The 16,156-nt window shown below is 46.9% G+C and carries 13 protein-coding genes; 5 read left to right on the top strand and 8 right to left on the bottom strand.

Features of this window, described 5'->3' with window-relative positions; translation table 11 throughout:
• Nucleotides 1-209 (top strand): NADP-dependent isocitrate dehydrogenase (locus H579_RS0110505; protein WP_028300645.1); only part of this gene is annotated, 209 nt, incomplete at its 5' end.
• A 569-nt stretch (nt 210-778) separates the two neighbouring features.
• Here the strand turns inward: H579_RS0110505 and H579_RS0110500 are convergent.
• From H579_RS0110500 to H579_RS0110480, 5 genes are all read right to left on the bottom strand, one after another.
• The gene (locus tag H579_RS0110500; protein ID WP_028300644.1) at nt 779-1,258 is read right to left on the bottom strand and encodes a GNAT family N-acetyltransferase; all 480 of its coding nucleotides are present in this window, start codon (nt 1,256-1,258) and stop codon (nt 779-781) included.
• 126 nt (nt 1,259-1,384) lie between these two features.
• Entirely contained in the window at nt 1,385-1,864 is a 480-nt protein-coding gene (locus H579_RS0110495) for a GNAT family N-acetyltransferase (RefSeq protein WP_028300643.1), read from the bottom strand.
• Between the two features lie 386 nt (nt 1,865-2,250).
• Nucleotides 2,251-3,276, bottom strand: a complete 1,026-nt coding sequence (locus tag H579_RS0110490) for a peroxiredoxin family protein (RefSeq protein ID WP_028300642.1) — start codon at nt 3,274-3,276, stop codon at nt 2,251-2,253.
• Complete coding sequence (locus H579_RS27850; protein WP_157834600.1) at nt 3,273-3,902, bottom strand: TlpA family protein disulfide reductase; 630 nt, start codon at nt 3,900-3,902, stop codon at nt 3,273-3,275. Before H579_RS27850 ends, H579_RS0110490 begins: the two co-directional genes overlap by 4 nt.
• An 11-nt stretch (nt 3,903-3,913) precedes the next feature.
• Nucleotides 3,914-4,594 (bottom strand): cytochrome c biogenesis protein CcdA, encoded by a 681-nt coding sequence (locus H579_RS0110480; protein ID WP_028300641.1) that lies wholly within the window; start codon nt 4,592-4,594, stop codon nt 3,914-3,916.
• A 417-nt stretch (nt 4,595-5,011) separates the two neighbouring features.
• On the opposite strand from H579_RS0110480, the gene H579_RS0110475 reads away from it, so the two are divergent.
• Nucleotides 5,012-7,549 (top strand): winged helix-turn-helix domain-containing protein, encoded by a 2,538-nt coding sequence (locus tag H579_RS0110475; protein WP_028300640.1) that lies wholly within the window; start codon nt 5,012-5,014, stop codon nt 7,547-7,549.
• Nucleotides 7,550-7,600: 51 nt separating this feature from the next.
• Here H579_RS0110475 and yegD read toward each other — a convergent pair whose 3' ends face one another.
• Both yegD and H579_RS0110465 read right to left on the bottom strand, forming a co-directional pair.
• Complete coding sequence (gene yegD / locus H579_RS0110470; protein ID WP_028300639.1) at nt 7,601-8,953, bottom strand: molecular chaperone; 1,353 nt, start codon at nt 8,951-8,953, stop codon at nt 7,601-7,603.
• A 204-nt stretch (nt 8,954-9,157) separates the two neighbouring features.
• Nucleotides 9,158-9,823: a hypothetical protein gene (locus H579_RS0110465; protein WP_028300638.1), complete on the bottom strand. Its 666-nt coding sequence runs from the start codon at nt 9,821-9,823 to the stop codon at nt 9,158-9,160.
• Between the two features lie 302 nt (nt 9,824-10,125).
• Between H579_RS0110465 and H579_RS0110460 the strand changes: the two genes are divergently transcribed.
• Entirely contained in the window at nt 10,126-10,590 is a 465-nt protein-coding gene (locus H579_RS0110460; protein WP_028300637.1) for a GNAT family N-acetyltransferase, read from the top strand.
• A gap of 106 nt (nt 10,591-10,696) precedes the next feature.
• On the opposite strand, the gene H579_RS0110455 is transcribed toward H579_RS0110460, so the two are convergent.
• Nucleotides 10,697-11,116: an Lrp/AsnC family transcriptional regulator gene (locus tag H579_RS0110455; protein ID WP_028300636.1), complete on the bottom strand. Its 420-nt coding sequence runs from the start codon at nt 11,114-11,116 to the stop codon at nt 10,697-10,699.
• Nucleotides 11,117-11,424: 308 nt separating this feature from the next.
• Here H579_RS0110455 and lysA point away from each other — a divergent pair, with 308 nt between their 5' ends.
• The gene (gene lysA, locus H579_RS0110450) at nt 11,425-12,726 is read left to right on the top strand and encodes a diaminopimelate decarboxylase (RefSeq protein ID WP_028300635.1); all 1,302 of its coding nucleotides are present in this window, start codon (nt 11,425-11,427) and stop codon (nt 12,724-12,726) included.
• Nucleotides 12,727-13,283: 557 nt separating this feature from the next.
• A complete protein-coding gene (locus H579_RS0110440; protein ID WP_028300633.1) occupies nt 13,284-15,950 on the top strand; it encodes a beta strand repeat-containing protein in 2,667 nt (888 codons plus the stop codon).
• Nucleotides 15,951-16,156: the final 206 nt, after the last annotated feature.

Below are 16,156 nucleotides of genomic sequence, written 5' to 3'. Positions count from 1 at the left end.
CAGAACAGACTGAAAACACTGATCTGGCTGCGCGCTTCGCACCTCTGGCTAAAGCACTGACCGAGAATGAAGCTCAAATCATTCAGGAACTGGCAGACGCACAGGGCCAACCGGCTGATCTGGGCGGTTACTACCACCCTGATATGGCTAAAGTTGATGCAGTTATGCGTCCAAGTAAAACTCTGAACGATGCACTGGCTTCCCTGTAAGCTAAACATCAATCAGATTTTGCTGCGGTAAACACAAAAGCCCGGAAGTGATTCCGGGCTTTCTTGTTCATATACACAGTCAAATACGATTAGATATCGGCTGTGATTGAGGATCAGATATTCCCTCCTCTTTTAGTGTTTCAGATAGGGAAGTTTTCAATTCGCTAAGCTGGGTCTGCATCATTTGCAACTGTTTCATACGTATCTCTAATACCTCAGTGCTGCAAGGTGTATTTCGCGTACGCACGCCAGATGGGGTATTAGAAGGTGAGAAAGGAGATGTACTCTGGTTACCAGAAGTCACTGAGCTGCAGTATGAAGGTAAAAATCTGAGATTTTTTATGCAGTACAACCGGGTAACTGGAAAGGGATTCACGGTATAGAGCCATAAGCGTTCATTGCCTGGCTTGGTAGAACTGAATCTCCCCTCGTTATAAAAGCACCGCTCGAAAAGGCACCTTCTGGTGTATCCCTGAAGGTGTCCTTCACTGTTTTTATTGTATTTAAACACTTATTAATATGAGCCGGTAGCACCCTGGATCTTCTAAAGATGTTTATAGCAAAGCCGTTTAGTCCTTTAGCGACTTTTCCATAAAAATGCTTACAGGATCATCGGGATAATTGCCAAAAGGGCCCCGGATAACAAAGCCAAGCTTCTCATACAGCGCAATTGCTTCCGGTTGTTTAACACCGGTTTCTAAACGTACTAACGGCCAGTGCTGACTTTCTGCGTGATCCAATAGAGCCTGCATTATGGGCTTAGATAGGCCTTTGCCTCTGTGCTCCGGTTGGACATAGATACGTTTTAATTCGCCATATTCACCTTCTTTGCCACTCTCTCTGGCATCTTTTTTATGCACGATGGCGCCACAGGCCATAATCTCATCGTTGTTTTTAATGCCGATAAAATAAACATCGTCAGACATTAAGGCATCGATAGAGAGTAGCTGATTGCTTTCTGGTGGATAAAGGCTATTCATCAGATCATCAATATCCTGGATAACAGCCTGTACTGCGGGAGATTCGGGGTTTAGTTTAACAATTTCCATAGATCAAACATTCGGTGAAAGTATAGTAATCAGGGTGTGGTATTGGAGCTGTTTTCATTAGCTGATAAAGGGTATTTTCCAGTTATAACAGCCGATGGGCTTAACAAGTCTGGTTGTGATGAACAGTCAGAGACTCTTATACATCACGTAACAATCAACATAGCCCTGCTGCTTATGATTGTAACCCTGAGGAATCGTGCCGATAATCTTAAACCCCTGCTTTTGCCAGAGTTCGACTGCGACCACATTGGTCGATACGACAGAGTTAAACTGCATCCCCTTAAAGCCTAAATCTTTCGCAACATGCTGCGAGTGTTCACATAGCTTACGGGCGATGCCTTGCCCCCTGGCAGCAGAGCTGACCATATAACCACAATTACAGATATGATTACCCGGTCCCATAGCGTTGGCTTTGATATAGTAAGAACCCAGAATCTCCCCCTCCTGTTCAAACACAAAGGTCTTGCTGGGCAGCTCACACCATAAGTTATAACCCTGCTCAAAGCTCATATCCGGTTCAAAGGCGTAAGTCTCCTGAGCTTGAATCACCTCAAAAAAGGTGCCCCAGAAGAGTTCAAAGTCAGCTTTGGTTATTGCGCGAATCATTTTATGCCTATCGTTATCAGGTTACTGGAAGCGATATCGTTTGTGATCTCTGGTCTGCAACCGGGGATGTATGACGATTATTTCAATGCTCTCTATGTTGCATCTCGTTGCATATAGAGGAGCATGTCATAGGGAGAGCATGTTCCCTGACCAAATCACTTCTGTTTCAAGGTCTAAGTATATCTATCACATTAGCAACGGTCAGGGCACGGGGATTTATTATTCACAGACTTGAGTAACTCAATATTTTCCAAAGAAAGCTTTTTTCTAACCATAGTCAAGATAGCAAGATAATGAAGAGAACAGCACCCTGAATCCAAAGATCATTTGGGGTTCAAGGTGCTGTTAAGGCTGCGGTTAAAACTAATAATGAGTATTAATGAATTCTATCGTAGGGTGTCTCCTCTTGATTGAATCACTCCTTGTGGATTGATGTCGATTTGATATGGAGTTCCGTGAACGCCATATTGCTCAAAAATCTGGTTGCCGGTATCAAACACTAGCGGCAGGGTCAGGCTGAAACGCTCAGCAAACTGACTGGCTATGGATTGATCCACGTAGAAAGAACTCATCACCCCGACCCAATGACGGTCCCGGGCAGAGGATATCGTTTGGGAAAGTCGATTGAGTTTATCTTCACAACCAGGAAAGTGTGGCATGGGGCATAGCGAATCCAGAAAAACCAGACTTACGGGTTTGTCTTTATCTGCAGCCATTTGCTGATCCAGCGAGAACGCTTTGCCTTGCAACGTTATACCGTTAAAGTTGGGCGCTAAATCCCCCGCAGCCAGTTTCCGGTAATGCTTGCTTGGCTGCAGCGATGCCTGTTCCTGTGCGAGTACTTCTGCCACCAGCTCACTCTTAGCAGGTTTTGTATCGGTTACACCCAGGTAGTTTTTTAATTCGGCAAAGTCTCCCGAAAAAAGCGTCTTATCGCCCTGCAGTAGAATGTGGTAGGGCGACTGCCAAACCTGATAGGCGTGCATCAGTTGAAAGCCCTGATCCAGAACTAAGGGGGCTACATCTGGGTAATAATCTTGAAATTCCGCCATCTGAGCCTGGGTTACATTGATCTCCGGCTGTACCCAAATCTGCTGACTGCGCTGAAGATAATGTTCGGGTAGTTGTGCGACCTGAGTCTCTGCCCCTGCTCCCGTGTAGCTATCCCAGATATTCATAAACACCAGATGGGTTACTTTGGCATGATCAATATCCAGAGCTTTGTCATCAAAAGTCTTCAGTTGATCCAGAATGCTCACGCTCTGCTCTCCAGACTGAACAAGTTGCAGCGATGCTTCAACTCCTGTTGCTTCAAACTCCGAACTCACCTGCTGCTGATAACATCCCGTGAGTAGGATAGAGGCAATACCCGCTGCCAGAGCTGTCTTGGTTAATTGATGTATTGTTTTCATTGAGCGGTCCCCTGTACTAGAACACTCGAATACTGCTCTGTGGGCTGAGTATTAAATGAGATTTGATTTTGTCGTTTGGGTTGTGAAGCCGCTTCACTTCGGCGCGCCTGGGACCAATCCTTAATCTGCTGATCCAGTTGGTCAGTGGCCAGAAAGGTCCGATAAGCGATCCTACCCTCCTTATCAATTAATACATGATGGGGAGTACCCACTACGCCATAACGTTTGGTTAGCTCACCACCGGTATCGAAGATGGTTGGAATGCGATAGCCCTGGCCTTGAAAAAAGTGATCGATGTTAGCGACTGAATCATTCATCGCGACGTTAATGGTCACTACTTGAATATCATCACCGTAACGCTCTTTAATGCTATTCAGATGAGGCATCTCCGCTTTACAGTAACTGCACCAGGTGGCCCAGAATTTCAGGTAAACCGGTTTATTACCTTTGTAATCCGCCAGATTAAAGACCTTACCTTCAAGGGTTCTTGCGCTGAATACCGGGGCCTGACTACCAATACCGACATCTCCTGCAGCCGGACTACCCGCTTGAATATTTGCAGCCAAAGTAGTCAGAACAACGGCTCCAGCCAGTTGTTGCAGATTGTTTAACACTCTTTTTTTCATAGATAGCACCATTAAATTGCTTGATAAAACAGATAGAAAGCGGCCAGCAGCATCAGGCCTGCCATCAGATACTTAGTCAGGTTGAGCCAGCGCCCGGAACGGGGAATCAGCGTCAGAAAACCGGATACAGAACCCGCCAGAATCAGCAATGCACTCATGCCAAAGGCAAAAACAAACATCAGAAGGGCAGCCCATAGTCGATCACCAGCAGAGGCGACATACATCAGCAGCATGCCCAATACTGGTGAGGTACAAGGGGCCATCACCAGGCCAGATAAGCAGCCAGCAATAAAGACATTTAGCCAGGGGCGGGAAAAACGAAATTCGGGCAGCGCTATATTTGCCATCAGATTAATGCGCCCTAACATCCAAGCCGCCATCAACAGGCAAAAACTCCCCATAACAATCAAGGTGACAGGGTGGCTGGCCACAGTGCCAAACAGTTGCCCGGTACTGGCGGCCAGAAGACCCAGCAGGCTGTAAACCAATGCCAGCCCCAGAACGTAGATCAGAGATAAGCTGACACTTTGTGTTTTGTTCTTCGCTTGGCTACCGATTACTGAAACGGTAATCGGTACCATGGGATAAACGCAGGGCGTTAAACTGGTCAGTAGTCCAGTGGCAAAAACGACCCCGACCAATAGAAAGGATTGCTGATTTGCCATCAGCGCAGACTGGATCATGGTTTCCATCGTAATAGCTATCCTCAGAGGAGAAAAAGTACACCTGAAGCAGATATTGCTATGAAGAGATCAACGCTATTCACACCAGGTATTTTCAGAACGACGTCTGCCGTTTCTTGATGGCTTTAGTTATACCCAGTGGCAGTGGAGTAAATATCAAATAGGGATAAAATCGAGCTAAAATCCAGATGAAATTTTTATTTTTTGTTATTTTTCAATTGGTTATGTATTTATAATGCAATGGCTATTACCTATCAATCTGTGCTCGGTTAGCGTAAAATTTCAGTAAAATTAGAGACCAGATAAAACACAACTGACGCAGTAGCAGCCTTGATTGGAATCAGTCTGAACAAACGGTTTTCGCTGTTTTAGAAGATCTTTGTCCGTGTATTTCTGCGCTATAGCCATCAGGATTTATGACGCCCTATGCCTCTGTACCAATTTGATAAATACCGGTTTGATAGCCAAAAGGGTTGTCTGTATCCCCTGACTTCAGAGCAAACCCCTGCAACCCCATTGCAGGAAATTCCGTTGCGACATAAGGTGGCTAGTCTGCTGAGTTATCTGCTGGAGCACCGCTCACAGATTGTCAGCAAGGAAGAGTTACTGGCGGCACTATGGCAGCACAGTGATTATCGGGAAAATGCCCTGACCCAAAGTATTCGGGAGCTGCGCAAAGCTTTAGGTGATAAGGCCCAACAGCCCATCTTTATCCGCACCTATCCTCAAAGAGGTTATCAATGGATCTGTCCGGTTGCCGATGTGGACAGTGATCTTGCTCAGGAGAGTATATCAACGGAAGTTGCACAATCGTTGTCATCACTTGGCAAGAAACAGGTTGAAAAAGAGCTGATAAAAGCAGAGACAGAGGTAAGGAAAAGTGCAGAGGAAGAGGCCTTATCTGAACAGACTGCACAAGCGCTACCCAATAATAAAACCCATAAGTCCATTCGATGGACACTGGCCAGCCTGGTTTTAATTGTGCTGTTCGGCACGACTTTCTGGTTTAACTATGGGTCTTTTGTCAGCACTTCTCTCAATGAGAATTCAGCAGTACAAATTGAGAAAAATACTGAGCGGCGATCCGGAGGTTTAACGACAGCAGAAGAGGCCCCCTCCCTTCTGGTACTGCCTTTTATCAATTCAACAGATAACAAGAGTATGGCTTGGCTGGAGCTGGGTTTGTCTGACATGCTGGCGACAGAACTGCAACGTCGTTACAACCTCTCTCTGGTGCCCCCTGCCAGTAGCCAGCACCTCTTATTGAATTCAGAACTCAGCTGGCCTGCGCTACCGGTTCAGATACGGGCTTTACTGAACAAAGAGCAGCTTAGTGCCGCTCTGTTTGCGAGTGTTCGCTTACATAAAGAGCAACAAGTGCTGGATTTTCAGCTGATCTATGCTGATGGCCGTACTCAACAAGGCAGTATTCGCTATCCATCGCTGCCCGCTTCGGTATCGTCCATCGCGCAGCAGCTACTTTATCTGCTACAGCCTGCGCAAAAAGCGTTAATGGCTTCTGCTCCAGAGACAAATACAGATCCCGTAGCCTCCCAGGCCCTGGCAGAGGGTATTCAATATCTGCAGACACAAGGGGCTTTTCAGGCGCTACGCTATTTCCAGGCCAGTCAACTTGTGGAGCCGGAGAACCATTGGGCCAGTGTCAGAATGGCACAAAGTCAGCTACTGCTGGGCCACTGGTCTGAAGCAGAACACAGATTAAAACAGATCCCAACTCAGGCACGGGAGCAGGATCTACGTCTTAATGCCTTTATTGATTATTGGCTGGCCGAACTGGCTTTTCGACGTCATAGCCCAAATGAAGAGCAAAAGATTGATTTGGCCATTAAAAGCGCCGAAAGTGCGAACAGCAGTACTCAAATGGCGCTCAGTTATCGGCTGCAAGCCCGCTATGCCTGGCGTGAGATGCAGTGGCAAAATCATCAGGCATGGTTAACCAAAGCGGATCAGTTAAACGCCAGTAACAGTGAGCTGCAAACCCAGGCGGAGAATCTGTTTTATTTGGGCAATCCCACAAATGAGGGGCTGGAAAAAAGCCCATTAAATGATCTTCGCCAGAACCAGAAGCGTTTATTAAAGGCGCTGAATTTTTATCAGCAGTTGCACAACCAACCGATGGTTGCTGCAACTCAACTCGCTATCGCTCAGAACTACTCCCTACCTTTGGAACAAAGGCAGCAGGCGCTGGAACAGTCTATAGCCCTGTATCGTCAGTTGCAGCAGCCCTATGAACTGGCTCAGGCATTGATCTACGCAGGCTTTTACCAGATGCAGCTGCATCAAGGGCAAATCGCTTATGGTTATTTTTCTGAAGCTGAGAGATTAGCGCAACAGCTTGGGGCGCATCATCTGCTTAGCTATAGTCATTTCTATCAGGCGTTTTCCCTGCTGGACCAAGGCCTGGATCAGAATGCTATCGGAGGCCATGGACAGGACCCGCAAAAACTCCATCAGGCGATTACTCGGCTAAAACAGTTTATTGCTGAAGACCCGGCTCCTTTGCTTAAAGCCAGCTCATTGATCTTTTTGGGGTGGGCCTATAGCGACCTGAAAGAGTACGACACGGCACTCAGCTATCTCGAGCATGCCAAACAGCTAAACCAAACCTTTAGCATGCCCACCACCGCAGGTTATGCGAATTACTCCATTATGCGCATTCATCTGGCCCGGAATGACTACTCTGCAGTGATTGCGATGGAAAACGAACCGATCACAACCCGGTTGCAAGCCTCTTACCTGGCCAGGGCCTGGTATGAGATAGGTCAGCCCACCCAGGCGGTTAGAGTGCTGCAAGAGTTTCATCAGCAGCTCCCAAAACTGTGGCAAGAAGAGGACAGTCAACGCCTGACACAATATATGACGGCTCAATCAGGACAAGCATTAACGCTGCACCCAGAACCCTTGGCCCATCTGGTCTACTGTGAATCCGATTGGCTGATGTAACGACAGCCGGTAAGCACGGCCTACCCTGTTTCGAAATAGGCCGTTTAGAGATTACTTAAAACACATATCTGCCCAACGGGCTAAACCTGCGGTGACAGAGCCGAAGTAGTCACCATTGGCCAACGGGATATCGCCTACAGCCTCTTGCACCGCTTTTCTTAGGATGGGTGAGCGGGAAGAACCACCGGTGATATAGACCACATCTGGTTTAACCGAGGCCTGAGTAATAGTCTCTTCAACCAGCTTTTTGATTCTTCTGACTGGCGTATGGATCGCTTTTTCCATCGCATCTGCCGTTACGGGAATTTGCAGCTGTTCAGAAGGCAGATCAATGGTTGCCATATACTCATGGGTATTCGACAGAGCGATCTTGGTTTGCTCTGCTTCAGCCACCAGGCTGTAACCCAAAATATTGTCATAAACTTCGATTAAACGTGCCAGCTTATCCGGTTGTTGGGCATCACGCTGAATCTGCTTCAGTTCATTAATATTGTTACGGGCATAAAAGCGGCGCTGAGCTTCAACGTCATTAATCGCAATCGCTTCCCAAAACGGCATACTGGCCACCGGCAGGCCTGAGCGGGTTTCAGTATCTTTGCCAAACTCGGTCATAAAGCGTTTATTGGCAATATGAATATCCAAGTCGTTACCCCCAGTGAAGCTACCGGTATGACCTAATAAAGTCTCTGAACGCTCGTGTTTGCCAACCCAGCCAGGTCCCATGCGAATCAGGGAGCAGTCCGAGGTACCACCACCAATATCTACAATCAGAACATTCTTATCCGACGTTAAACTGGCTTCATATTCCAGACCTGCGGCTACCGGCTCAAACTGAAACTCCACGTGTTTAAAGCCCGCTCGTGTCGCCGCTTTATGCAGGATATTGATCGCCTGCTGATTGGATTCTTCACCGCCACGGTTATGGAAGGTTACGGGACGGCCAATCACCGTTGAATCCACCTCGTGCTGCAGGGAAATTTCAACCTGGCGTTTTACGTTAGCCATCATGGCACAGACGATATCTTCAAAGATGGCGTAGCGAATGGCATCCAGCCCCAACATACCCAGGAAGGGCTTGGGAGATTTTACGTAGTAGTAATCGGTGGGGTCTTCCAGGTAGAGTTCTGTTGCCTGTTTACCAAAACGCAGATCATCGGGCCGCACATCAAAACCTTCATATTTATTGGTATTGATAGAGCTTCTAAGCAGACCTTCGCTCACCGTACCTAAAGGCTTAATATCCAGGTGGCGATACAGATATTCAGAGACGGTTTCCCGGTTAGGCGCACATAGGGTAGAAGGGATAAATAGCTCATCGTCCGCTAAAGGAATGGCCTGAACGTTGTTATTTACAATATGCGCAACAGAGCATGTTGCGGTACCAAAATCAAAACCGATGGCCATCTGTGTTCCTATCTCTTGTCTGCTGATATCAAAAATAGCCGATCAACTGATCGACTATTTTGTGCCCCTGCTTTGTAGGGGCTGTTGGGAAAAGCGCGCAAGGATAGCAGATGTTAATAAGAGGATAAAAGCCTGGGTTTTAGCTGAGGTTATCTCGCATCTGACTTCAGCTGAAATAAGCTTTCCAGCAAGAATTGATCTACATCAGGCAAAGCGACTGAGCGTATCCAGATAGCTGTTCATGCGGCCTGCGGTAACCGTTTGCGGATTCAGACGCTCTGCCAGTCTCATAGCCAGTTCAAGCTTTTTCAACGCTTCTTTTTCTTTGTTGGCTAATGACTCAGCGGTTTCTGATCCATTAAACTGGTGTAGGCTGAATGCCAGCTGTCGAGCATTGACACCCAGAGGATTAGGTTGACTGCCATCATAGTTATCCAGCACCTGCACAGACTTAGTCAGGGTATCAAGCAAGCGGCTGTTTGTACCTTCTTCCAGGTCTTCGCTGAAGTCCTTAATAAAAGCTTTCAGCTCATTTAACGGTGTGCCGTCTTCCTCTGGCTCATCCTCTTTCTGATGGGTCAGCGGGTTTAACATATCGGCGTCAACCTGACTGATCAAGCCGTACTCCGTCAGCCGGGAGACAAACTGGGATGAGATTGTGAAGTTGTCGGCCCCCTCTTTAAAGAACTCCTCATTCAGTTTCTGAATCTTTACCGCTCGGCTAGAGAGCTGAATTTCAGATTGAGCGGTCTGAGTCGTATCTTTAGCAACGCCGGTGGTAGACATTACTTCATGGGCAGCCGCATCAAGCTTCTGGCTTCTGCTCTGACTTAGATAAGTATCATTGTAGGCTGAATTAATCCCAATCATAGTCCCTGTCCCGTGTAAGTTGCGCTGAATACCTTTATCTATTAAAAATCCGTGCCATAAATGAAAAAATATTTAAAAACAGAAGGATAAGAAAAAACTTCTCACATAAACCCCTTGGCTACAGGTAAAAACCGGCAGTATGGAGCAGTTTAGCGGCGCTAAACTGCCGCTCAATAGCCATCACGTGTTCAAACCATATCCATCACATGACTAAATAACTTAATTAAGATATCTCTTAATGGGTATACCACCGAACTGAAGAAGCATCTAATTTGGAAGAAAAAAATTTGAGGAGAGCCTTTATGGAGATTGTTCGCGCAGATCTGTCCCATTTGTCTAAAGTTGCTGCATTATTTGATCTGTACCGGCAGTTCTATCAGTGCCCTCCTGACTTGGCGTTGGCGGCCGAGTTTATCCATCAACGACTGAAAAACAGGGAGTCAGTGATTTTCCTGGCGCAAGATGCACAAGGTAATGGCTTGGGCTTTACCCAGCTCTATCCCTCATTTTGCTCGGTAGAAGCGATTAAAATCTATATTTTGTATGACCTCTATGTCGATAGTGAGGCTCGTAAACTCGGCATCGGAAAAGCTCTGATGGATACGGCCAGTGAGTACGCCCAGCAAAATGGCGGAGGCCGAATTGATCTGTTAACCGCAAAGAATAATCTGGTAGGACAGAGTTTGTATGAAGGTTTAGGTTACTGTCGCGTTAACGAGGATTTTTACGCTTACTCACTTAATCTTCAGAAGATACTTGAAGCCTGATCTCTGACTCTGGCGAACAGCAATCACTTCTTCTACCGGTAGTCAGTAAACAAGGGACCACTCTGCTGTAAATAAAGCAGAGCCAAGGAGATAAAACAATCCTGCTTCAGACCAGCTGTTCCATTGCGGTAGAGGTGACAAGCTTATCCAGATTAGCCAAGCTGGACAGCTGCTGGCGTACTTGATTAAGTCGTTCCATAGAGCGCGTCTGGACAAACAGTAATACATCAGTTGAGCCGCTGAGGGCATGAGCCTGACGGATTTCAGGAATCGCTTGCAGTTGTTGTTTTACTGCAATGGGATCAAAGGGACGAAAAGTGAGTTCAAAATAAGCACAGAGCGCTTGCTCCTGCGACTCATGGCCCAGCTCTATCGTGTAACGCCGGATCACCCCTTTCTCTTCCAGCTTACGAATACGTTCGTTAACTGCGGTACGGGACAAGCCGATCGTGTCGCCAATGGCAGCAACGGGTTGGCGGGCGTTTTGTGTCAGTAGGTCAATAATGGCTTGGTCAAACTTATCCATAGTGTTTTCTGGTGTGAGTGTCTTCTGGTGCGAGTGTTTTCGGGTATGAGTGTCTTTGTGCCGTCAATTGGTGTACTTGCTAAGTGACAGCCGGGTTGCCCTTATTCCTTGAATCCAAACTGTCGTTTTGTCTGTCGCTCAGACAGTTTCACTAAAATACCGTCGTTTTGCCAATTCCTTAGGCGGATCTGTCAGCAGTCAGGCCTGGTCGTTTAGCGTAAGCTTTTTCCTGTGGTCAAAAAACAACTTTTGGCAAAAATACGGGGCAAACAAAGAGTTTGGTCCATTTTACGTGAAGGAGCTTAGCCGTGACACAGTTAACCGAGCCAGTTTATTACCATCAGGGCGAGTTGCAAATGGAATCCAGTCAGATTCGCACACTTGCTGGAAAGATGGCGACCCCATTCTATTGTTATTCCGAGGCCCGCTTGCTGGGTAATGTGCGTCGCTGTAAAGATGCTTTTGAGTCACGGGGCATTCAGATTCACTACGCTATGAAGGCCAATAGTACCCTGCATATTCTGCGCCTGATAGCTGAGCAGGGGCTAGGCGTGGATCTGGTTTCTGGCGGTGAGATGCAACGGGCTCTAGCAGCGGGTTTCCCTGCATCACGTATGATTTTCTCGGGTGTTGGTAAAAGTCGTGCAGAGTTAAATGCGGCTATTGAAGCGGGTGTTGGCCGGTTAGAAGGTAATCAGACAGAAAGTAGCCAGTTTAATGTGGAATCAGCCGAAGAGTTGGCCTTGTTAGCCGAGTTGGCAGAACAGCAAAATGCTCGAGTGAGTGTGGCATTACGGGTTAACCCTGATGTGTCGGTTAATACGCACAAAAACATCACTACGGGCCAAAAAGGCAATAAGTTTGGTATCGATATGGAGCGGGTCTGTGAGTTGTGTCAGCACTATGCCGATCATAGTCATCTGGCTATTGAGGGGCTGGCGATGCATATCGGTTCTCAGATCTGCGATACCGAACCTTATCGTGCGGCCATTGGCAAAATGATGGCTTTGGTTGATCAGTTGGCGCAGGAAGGCGTTGAGATTACCCGCCTGGACCTGGGCGGTGGCTTTGGTATCAGCTATGGTCAGGGAGACGCGTTGGATTTTGAAACCATCGCTGAAGTGATCGCTGCAGAAACTGAGCGTTTTCATGGAACCGTGATAGTGGAGCCAGGGCGCTCATTAGTTGCGGATACCGGTATTCTGGTATCGCGTATCAACTATGTGAAAGCAGCAGAACCCAGATCATTTGTTATTCTGGATGCGGGTATGAACGATTTGATGCGTCCTGCGCTTTATCAGGCAGTGCATCCTATCGTGACAGTGAATGAGGCTGCGAATGGCACTGCTCAGGAATACGATATTGTCGGCCCTATTTGCGAAAGCACCGATACTTTTGCCCGCAGTTATCCATTGAGTGGTGACTTACAAGCGGGTGATCTGGTGGCATTTCTATGCGCCGGAGCTTACTGCTCGGTAATGAACTCAACCTATAACAGTCGCACGATAATCCCTGAGGTCATGGTCAGTGGCAGCGAAGCTAAAGTAATTCGACAGCCGGTTAATCAGCAGACGTTGATGGCGTTTGAACAGGATATGCCGGCGTTATAGCGGATTGTGAGTGATAGCAGCAGAGAGTAGGTGGTCAATACTCTCTGCCGCATGCGGGTGCTGCATATTATCCGCCAGCGTCATGGTCAGGTTTTCACTTTATTTGGTTAGGGTAGCACCCTCTGGACAAACCTTATCTGCTTTCCATACCGCAGTCGCAGAGGTATCACAGCGGCTCGGGACCTCGCCAATATAAAACGGTGGAAATCTGTGCGACATATTTAGTCGCTTTTTTTTGGTCGCTTCTTTCTGGTCATTAAACTGTTGATCCGCTTCCTCGCTGACCTGGACTAAACTAATGCTTGCTGGATAATAAGATATCTCCCAGGCCATTAAGGACGGTTTTAATGGGGGGCGTTTAGAAAGTGAAGTGCCAGCTCCAGCTGCGCTGATGATTGGGCTATCCTCTGTAATAAGTCAGGGTGATGAGATTAAACAACCCTATGTACTTAATTCTTAAAGCCAAAAGGTTTGCAAGCTGCACTTAATAACAGATAATGTTAGTAACTATCTTGAGTATTTCAGGGTTGCCTACTTTTATTGACGGAGTTGGACAGATGGCGACAGTATCCGAACAGATTCAGCAGGTATACATTGGCTTGTTAGGCAGAGCTGCGGACCTGCCCGGCCTTGAGTATTGGAAGCAGGAGATTGAACAAGGCGCGCTGAGTTTGGAACAGTTACGCGCTAATATTGTCAATGAACAGCCTGAGTATGCTACTGGGCTGGGTGCTTTGTCACGGGCCAGTGTCATTGTTGAACTCTATTCTCGTATGTTCAATCGAGTTCCTGCCAGTAATGAGGTCGGTTACTGGGCCGAAGAAGGTGGCAGTACAGTTGATATTGACCTGCTAGTGTTTGCTCTGGTCAATGGTGCAGATCAGCAAGATAGCCTGGTTCTATCAATGAAAACCGCGGCGGCGGAGCAGTATACAAACGCTGCGGGTGATAATTACGATCCTACCGCAGCCACTGATGCAGTTAAAGACGTTGGCCTGAGTGTTCCAGGTATTACAGTTGCTTTCACTGACGCTGATGCAACGGGAGCGGCTGATGAGTATCAGGGGACAGATAATAACGATTTCTTTAGTGCTACTGGTGGCATTGAGAATAGTGATGCTACGCTGGATAGTGAAGATACCCTGGCGGATAATAATCTTAATGATGAAGACATCCTGAGTATCACCAGTGCAACGGATATTATTGAGATGGCATCTCTGATATCTGGTATTGAAACAATCAACATCTCTTTGAGCTCCTCCATTCCGTCGACAATCAATCTGGATGGCATTGTGGGCTTTGGCACAACGATTAATGTAACTAATGCAGGTGATTCTGCTTCAGATAGCGTATTGCTTCTGAACGTTCCCGGTGATGTTAAGTTAATCACTGGCGATAAAATTAACACGGTCAGTGCAATGATCGAGGGTAAGGATGCCGTGCTGGACTTAAGCGCTGCAACCAACATTCAGCTGCAAAACCTTGATGAAAATGATGTGACCATTATTACCAGTGATGGTGCCCAGGTTTCTTTGGACGGTACTTCCGGTAGAACTGACAGCGTAACCCTACAATCTACGGGTACTGTCAGCATTGAAAGCGAAGAGACGGATCAGGTTGAGATTCTAAAGCTTTCCGGGAATAACGGCGATGTGCTCTATTTACTGGATAGTGAGGGATACTTACCCACTGAAGTTGTATTTTCGGGTAGCAGCAATATCACCTTGGGTCTTACCCTGGATCAAGTGACAGGGCTCTCTTCCCTGGATACCTCCTCCAGCTTGGCAACAACCACTATCCGCCTTCTATCCGGTGGTACAGGCGATTTCTCAAACCTAAATGTCGACTTTATTGAGTTTGCGAGCGCTGAGGGTGCAGGCACTTACAGCCTATCTCAGCGACAGGGTATTTTGTTGTCCAGCGATTTAGGTAGCGCAATCACATTCGATACGCCAACGGATGGCGCTGCAGATAGTATCAATATCAGTGTGGCTGCCAGTCAGACAGGGAGTATTGATGTCAGCGATTTTGAAGTTATTAACCTAAGCTCAGTCAGTAACGCTGTTGAACTGAGTGCGCTTACAGGCAGTGAATCGGGTAGTATTGTTAATATATCGGGTAGCCAGAATGTCACCTTGGCAAGTATTACAGCTCAAGGCGTCAATGCTAACCACTTAACTGGCAATCTGACCATAACTCAAAGTGAGCTTCTAACCTCGATGACTGGTGGTGCGGGTGATGATACCTTCACTATCGTCGGGGGGGATTTTGCTTTGGATGCTGGCAGTGGTACGGATGTATTGCTTTTTACAGATACACTGGATTTATCCGCCAATACAATTGATATTATCAATGTTGAAAAAATGCAGATTACGGCCGACGCTGCTGCGAGCGTTACCTTAAATAGTTCTGAGCTGGATAATAAGCCGATAATACTGTCTGGTACCGGGGAAAAAGATACTTTCATCATTAACATGGATGAGTCATCTCTCAACCTATCGAGCCTGAACGTGGATTCTGACACTGTCAGTATATCCATTAATGGTGCGGATTTAACGACAAGAGAATTGACTATTGTTGGTTCAGGCGTAGGTGATGTTATTACCGGAAACAGCTCTGATGATACTTTGACTCCGGGCGAAGGCGCAGACAGGGTGAGTGGTTTAGGCGGTGATGACATGATTGACCTGGCTGAAAGTGAAGCCGCTGCTGATATCGTTGTTTTATCCTCTGTTAACGTTCAGGGGGTAGACTCCATTGATAGCTTTAATGTCCAGAATGACATCATAGCTTGGCAAAACACAGACCTGACTGCGGAAAGCAATGTGCCTTCAGGCAGTAACTTACAGTTTGCCTATACCGATACGGCTCTGATTAGTGCCGGTGGTAGTACGTTCACTTTGGGTGCCAGCAGTTCTGAGTTCAGTATTGTAGAACTCAATACCACATTGGATGATGATATTGAGCTGACGAAAAGCAGCACGGGCAGTGATTTGTTACAGGCTTTGTCTGAGGATTCTACTCCCGTATCAGGTATACAGGTCAATGCTGCAGATGACAAAGTCGGTTTAATCTCCTATCAGAATAATAACGCTTACCTCTGGCATCTTGAGCAGTCGGGCTCAAGTGATGCACTGGTAATGGCCGAAGATATTCAGTTGGTCGCTGTGTTGTGCGATGTGGGACAAGGCGAGCTAAGTAGCAGTAACTTTATCGTGGCATAATTTAGCGTTGTTATTTCAGATTAAGCGCCCTATGGAAACTGAATCACTCTTAAAGTGATGATATGGAGTATATAGGGTGTTTTTTATTGGATGAATCTTCTCACTCTACCGATAATTTACTTATGGGAAGAGACTGAGGTTGATCTGATGCCTAGTGTTTAAGATCTTTGTATCAGTATTTGACGTTTTGTCAAAATCAGCCCTGA

It is taken from the genome of Oceanospirillum beijerinckii DSM 7166 (assembly GCF_000422425.1).
Lineage (GTDB): Bacteria > Pseudomonadota > Gammaproteobacteria > Pseudomonadales > Halomonadaceae > Oceanospirillum > Oceanospirillum beijerinckii.
Note: the sequence above shows the minus strand (reverse complement) of the source record. Positions and strands in the feature narration are given on the sequence as shown.